This window comes from Microcoleus sp. S13_B4 (assembly GCF_036700885.1).
GTDB lineage: Bacteria > Cyanobacteriota > Cyanobacteriia > Cyanobacteriales > Microcoleaceae > Microcoleus.
This window is the reverse complement of record NZ_JAUBPU010000069.1, coordinates 22,444-28,989: the sequence shown is the minus strand read 5'-3', so window position 1 is coordinate 28,989 and position 6,546 is coordinate 22,444. Positions and strand designations below refer to the sequence as shown.

3 protein-coding genes are annotated in these 6,546 nt (G+C 47.4%); 2 read left to right on the top strand and 1 reads right to left on the bottom strand.

Features of this window, described 5'->3' with window-relative positions; genetic code table 11:
* Positions 1-156 precede the first annotated feature (156 nt).
* On the top strand, positions 157-4,071 hold the full coding sequence (locus QT994_RS24020) for a cobaltochelatase subunit CobN (RefSeq protein WP_333178994.1): 3,915 nt from the start codon (positions 157-159) through the stop codon (positions 4,069-4,071).
* 116 nt (positions 4,072-4,187) lie between these two features.
* Positions 4,188-4,355 carry a hypothetical protein gene (locus QT994_RS24015; RefSeq protein WP_333178992.1) on the top strand — a complete coding sequence of 56 codons (168 nt, stop codon included), beginning with the start codon at positions 4,188-4,190 and terminating at the stop codon, positions 4,353-4,355.
* 197 nt (positions 4,356-4,552) lie between these two features.
* Here the strand turns inward: QT994_RS24015 and QT994_RS24010 are convergent, their stop codons facing one another.
* Positions 4,553-6,454, bottom strand: coding sequence for a penicillin-binding protein 2 (locus QT994_RS24010; RefSeq protein ID WP_333178990.1), 1,902 nt, complete (start codon positions 6,452-6,454; stop codon positions 4,553-4,555).
* Between the last annotated feature and the right edge of the window lie 92 nt (positions 6,455-6,546).

Sequence of the window (6,546 nt, the reverse complement as noted above, 5' to 3'; positions counted from 1 at the left end):
AATTAATAATTAAATGGGGTCGCAAAATCAAAAATAAGGGTAATGCTTGTATCACAGTTTAAATGTGCAACAGCTTATTAGTGGCACAGGCATCTTGCCTGTGATTTTCTGCAATTAGTCTATCATTAAAAGAAGCAAATATTTCGAGGTAGGGCTGTGAAACGCATTGTCTTAATTGCAGGGTTTGAATCTTTTAATGCTGATTTGTACCGCAAAGCTGCCGAGTTAGCTGTTTCTGGCTGCCCGGGATTGGAAGTACGGGTTTTTAGCGATCGCGCCCTCGCAGACGAACCCGACGCTGTAGCAGCCGCCCTCTCTAATGCTGATGTGTTTTTTGGGAGTTTGCTGTTTGATTACGATGCGGTAATGTGGCTGCGAGAAAGGGTGCAACATATCTCGATTCGCCTGGTTTTTGAGTCGGCTTTGGAATTGATGAGTCTTACTCAAATTGGCGCTTTTAAAATTGGCGACAAACCGAAGGGAATGCCGAAACCTGTTAAGTTTATTCTGGATAAGTTCAGCAATGGGCGAGAAGAAGATAAGCTGGCTGGTTACATCAGCTTTTTGAAGGTTGGGCCGAAATTATTAAAATATGTGCCGGTGCAAAAAGTGCAAGATTTGCGAAACTGGCTGATTATTTATGGTTACTGGAATGCGGGCGGTGCGGATAATGTTGTCTCGATGTTTTGGATTATTGCCGAAAAGTATTTGGGGCTGAAGGTTGCAGAAATTCCGCCGCCTGTGGAAACTCCCAATATGGGTTTATTGCATCCTGATTATAATGGTTATTTTGAATCGCCTCGGCAATATTTGGATTGGTATCTCGGTAATCAAAGTGCTAGGGGCGGGCAAGATGCCAGTTCCACAAAACAGGCTAGACATCTGGATAGAAAGGGTTATAACGATAACAGCCAAGAGGCCCGTTCCACAAAATTTGAGACTAATTTCTCGGAAAATTATGACCAGGTTTCTAACGGGCAAGATGCCGGTTCCACAAATTTTGCAACCAATGGGTTCCAAAATTCATATCAAGTAAAATCTCCTGTTGTTGGCATCTTGCTTTACCGCAAGCACGTTATCACCAAGCAGCCTTATATTCCTCAATTAATTCGCTATTTTGAAGATGCGGGAATTGTGCCTTTGCCGATTTTTATCAATGGCGTTGAGGGCCATGTGGCGGTGCGGGATTGGATGACGACTGCTGATGAAACTGCGCGGCGAAAACAAGGAAATATTGAAACTCTTTCGCTTTCTAAAGATGCTGTGGAAGTTGATGCGATTGTTTCTACTATTGGCTTTCCTTTGGTTGGCGGGCCTGCTGGTTCGATGGAGGGTGGAAGGCAGGTGGAAGTTGCTAAGCGCATTTTAACTGCTAAAAATGTACCTTATTTTGTGTCCGCACCTCTGCTGATTCAGGATATCCATTCTTGGACTCGTCAGGGGATTGGAGGTTTGCAAAGTGTGGTATTGTATGCTTTGCCTGAGTTGGATGGCGCGATCGATCCTGTTCCCCTGGGCGGTTTGGTGGGTGAGGATATTTATCTGGTGCCCGATCGCGCGAAACGCCTGACAAGTAGAATTAACAATTGGGTGAAATTGCGTCGAACTCCCCCCTCTGAAAGGAAAATTGCGATTATTCTCTACGGGTTTCCTCCTGGTTACGGTGCGGCGGGTACGGCTGCTTTATTAAATGTACCGAAATCCCTGCTAAATTTCCTGCACCAACTTCAAGCAGCAGGTTATACAGTTGGAGAAATTCCGGCTGACGGTGAGGACTTAATTCGCAGGGTGAAAGAAGCCGATGAAGCTACTTGTGACGGGCAAGATGCCCGTACAACAAAAGAGACTGTTAATGTTAAAACTCTGGAGAAATGGCTGGGCTATCTGTCAACAAGTCGTATCGAAAAACAGTGGAAATCTTTAACGGGTACGGGCATTAAGACAGACGGCGACGAGTTCCAAATCGGTGGCATTCACCTGGGGAATGTTTGGATAGGTTTGCAGCCGCCGCTGGGAATTTCGGGCGATCCGATGCGCTTAATGTTCGATCGCGATTTGACGCCTCACCCTCAATATGCTGCTTTTTACAAGTGGCTGCAAAATGATTTGCAAGCTGATGCTGTGGTTCACTTCGGAATGCACGGCACTGTTGAATGGTTGCCCGGTTCTCCTCTGGGAAATACTGGCTATTCTTGGTCGGATATTTTGTTGGGAAGTTTGCCGAATCTTTATATCTATGCCGCCAACAATCCCTCGGAATCGATGTTAGCAAAACGGCGCGGTTACGGTGTTTTGATTTCTCACAACGTGCCGCCCTACGGTCGCGCGGGCTTGTACAAGGAATTGATGGCTTTGCGGGATTTGATTGCGGAATATCGGGAAGATACTGCAAAGAATTATGTGCTGAAAGAGGCTATTTACAAGAAAGTTTTAGATAGCGGTTTGGAGGCTGATTGTCCCTTTGATGAGGGTCGCAAGTTGGGGATTGCTTTTAGTTTTGAGACTGTGGGAATGTTCAGTGCTGATGCTTTTAACCGCTATTTGGTGAAGCTTTACGAGTATTTGCAGGTGGTGGAATGTCGCTTGTTTTCTTCTGGTTTGCACGTTTTCGGGGAACCCCCTAATTCTGAGGAAATGACCTCTTATCTTGAGGCTTATTTTGGGGATAGGTTATCACAGGAACAGGTGAAAACAATTGTTTCGCAAGCAAGCACAGGCAAGATGCCTGTGCCACAAGAGGGGTTTGATGGGGTTTTTGAGGAGGGTTTGTTGGTGCGGGATTTGTTGTGGCAAACGACGGATGAGTTGAGTAATCTTTTGCGGGGTTTGAATGGGGAATATATTCTGCCTGCACCGGGTGGGGATTTGTTGCGGGATGGGGCTGGGGTGTTGCCAACTGGCAGGAATATTCACGCTTTAGACCCTTATCGGATGCCTTCTCCGGCGGCTTATGAAAGGGGGCGCGAAATGGCCAGGAAAATTATTGAGAAGCACGTTGAGGAACATGGGAATTATCCTGAGACTGTGGCGGTGATGTTGTGGGGTTTGGATGCGATTAAAACGCGGGGCGAATCTATTGGAATTCTGCTAGAATTGGTGGGGGCTGAACCTCTAAAAGAAGGTACTGGCCGCATTGTTCGCTATGAATTAAAGCCGTTAGCTGATGTCGGTCATCCCCGGATTGATGTGTTGGGAAATCTTTCGGGTATTTTCCGAGATAGCTTTGTCAATATTATTGAATTGTTGGATGATTTGTTCGTGCGGGCGGCGGATGCTGATGAACCGGAATCGGAGAATTTTATTCGCAAACACGCTTTAATTTTGCAGGCACAAGGTGTGCAGAATTATTCAGCAAGGTTGTTTTCTAATCCGGCTGGGGATTTTGGTTCTTTGGTTAACGATAGGGTTGTTGATGGTAGTTGGGAATCGGGGGATGAGTTAGGGAAAACTTGGGAAAGTCGCAATGTTTTTAGTTACGGGAGGAAGGATAAGGGGGAAGCGAGGCCGGAGGTTTTGACTCAGTTGTTGCAAGGGTGCGATCGCATAATTCAAGAAATTGATTCTGTGGAATACGGTTTGACTGATATTCAAGAGTATTATGCAAATACTGGCGGTTTGAAGAAAGCCGCAGAAAAGCAGCGCGGCAAAAAGGTTAACACGAGTTTTGTAGAAAGTTTTTCCAAGGATACAACTCCGCGCAATTTAGAAGATTTGCTGCGCTTGGAATATCGAACTAAGTTGCTCAATCCTAAGTGGGCTAATGCGATGGCAAATCAAGGTTCTGGCGGCGCTTATGAAATTTCGCAGCGCATGACAGCGTTAATTGGTTGGGGCGGAACGGCTGATTTTACTGATGGTTGGGTTTACGATCAGGCGGCTGATACTTATGCTTTAGATCAGGAGATGGCGCAGAAGTTGCGCGAGGCTAATCCTGAAGCTTTTCGCAATATTGTCGGGAGAATGTTGGAGGCTAACGGGCGGGGTTTTTGGCTGCCGGATGCGGATAAGTTGCAGCAGTTGCGCGAGTTGTACGAGTTAACTGATGAGAAAATTGAAGGGGTGGCAGTGTAGTTGTTTTAGTCTAAATATTTAGGGCGGGCTAGAAGCCCACCCCACAATAGTTTCAAAATATTTCAGGTGGAAACATCGGAATTAATATTACCCACAGCTTTCGAGACGGCAGTGCCGTGTCCCTACAAGAATTAATCGATGTTTTGGGGTACGGAAACGGCATTGCCGTGTCCTCAATCGCCCTGTTGTCGATCGTTATATCCGATCGCGCCATGAATCTTTTTGGGGTACGGAAACGGCATTGCCGTGTCCTCAATCGCCCTGTTGTCGATCGTTATATCTGATGATCGCGCGATGAACTATTTTGGCGTAGGGCAACGGCCCTGCCGTGTCCTCAATAGCCTTGTTGTCGATCGTTATATCCGATCACGCCATGAATCATTTTGAAGTACGGAAACGGCATTGCCGTGTCCTCAATCGCCCTGTTGTCGATCGTTATATTCGATGTCAATTCCTGACGCCACATCTCAGATATAATCAACTACTTCTTACTCGGCGCAATCTTCTCAATAGAAATCAGCGCCTCCATCACCGACTCCACAATCGGCGCCGCCACCGTACCCCCCGAACCGTCCTTCGGCTCATCAATCACCGCCAAAACCACATAGCGAGGCGCCTCCACAGGCATGATCCCCACAAAGCTAGTAATAATCGCCTTGTCAGAATAACCCCCACCAGCCTTAGCTTTTTGAGCCGTACCCGTTTTTCCAGCAATCCGATACCCAGGAATTTGTGCAGCTTTCCCCGTACCACCATCAACCACAGTTTCCATCATTTCTAACACCTGCTTAGTAGTTTCTGGCGAAAAAACTTGCTTCGGAACCGGCCTCGGAAGCTTCCAATAAGCTTCACCTTCCCTATCAAAAAGTCCCCGCACAACGTGAGGAGTCACCAATTTGCCACCGTTAGCCAAAGCGCCGTTAAGCTGCACCAACTGCATCGGAGTAATCGAAAAACCTTGCCCAAAAGCCGTAGTAGCAACTTCCACCGGAGAGTTAATAAATTGCTCTCGATTTTTAAGCTGACTGGTTACTTCAAAAGGCAAATCAGTTCCCGCAGTTTGTCCGAGTCCGAGTTTTTCTAAAGCTTGATAGTAAAGAGAAGGTTTCATACTTCTCATTACGTGCACCATCCCCACATTGCTAGAATGTTTCAAAATATCAGTAACAGTCGAAGGGCCGCGCGCCCCTACGACTTTGTAATCGGAATTTTGGATAGTCCAGCCATCCATGTAAATCCGACCTTCGTCCTTAAACACAGTATTAGGTTTCACCGCACCCGCTTCCATAGCGATCGCCACATTAATCGCTTTAAAAGTCGAACCAGGCTCATAAACATCAGTTACAGCCCAATTTTTATAGCGCGACAAATCGAAATTAAAATATTGATTCGGGTCATAAGAAGGTTCTGCTACAACGGACAGCAATTCCCCGTTACGGGCATCCATTACAATCACCGTGCCCCGCTTGGCATCGTGTTGCTTCATTTTTTCCTTAAGCGCAATTCGGGCGGCCCGCTGCAAGCGGCTGTCGATCGTCAATTGCAATTTCAAGTCATCAAGCTGGACAAATCCCGCCGTCAGCCGATCGGGAACCCAATTCCCATTGCTTGACCTGCTAAACTGAATCGACGGCATCGATCGTTCCAACAAATTCTGCTGGCTGTATTCCACCCCGGCTTGTCCCTTCCGTTCCCCGTCCACATAACCGAGGATATCCGCCGCCAACTCCTGCTGCGGGTAAAAACGCTGCTGCTGCCGCAGCAACTCCAAGCCATCGACCAGACTCTCTTTAATTTGCATCTGAGCGACCCGATCGGCAACCTCTTGAGGCAGAGAGTCCGCAATTGTAATACCGCTTTCAGCAAGATTAAACCTGCGTATCAGTTCAGTTTCCGAGGTAGTGCCCGGACTCCGTTCGATCGCCAGCATCGGAGCCAATTTAGCAGCGATTTCCGCCTTTGAGTGGTTAAACAACTTCGGGTGAGCGTAGAGCGTGTACACCTGTCTGTCGATCGCCAAAACATTCCCCGCGCGGTCAACTATCGGGCGTCTCGGTACAAACGGCTTTGTTTTGAGAGTTTGCTGCTGCTCGGCCTGTTTACGCAGCGCCGGAGCTCGCGTCACCTGCAAATAAAACAAATTCACAGCCAGCCCCAGCCCCCCCAGCATCAACACCGCCCACACCGCCCACAAACGGAACTTGCTGCGCTTTAAACGCTCCACCGGTCGCCCCCAAGATGCAGCCGTCTGTTGTGGCGATCGCCCCAAACTGCCCGAAGATATAGGTTTGGCTGGTTTTTCCCACCCAGTGCGATCGCCCGACTGTTTTGTGCGTTTGAAATTCGGCGATCTGTAGCGGTCAAAACGGGGGTCGTAGCTCATGGCATTAAAAATTCAATAGCAAGTTAGAGCGTTTTAGAACTTATAATTTATAACTTAAATCTTAAAATATAAAATTCACGACTTGGGAATGA

Excerpts from the sequence above, each read along its gene's own strand:
- QT994_RS24010 (WP_333178990.1), bottom strand. The coding sequence starts at position 6,454 with ATGAGCTACGACCCCCGTTTTGACCGCTACAGATCGCCGAATTTCAAA.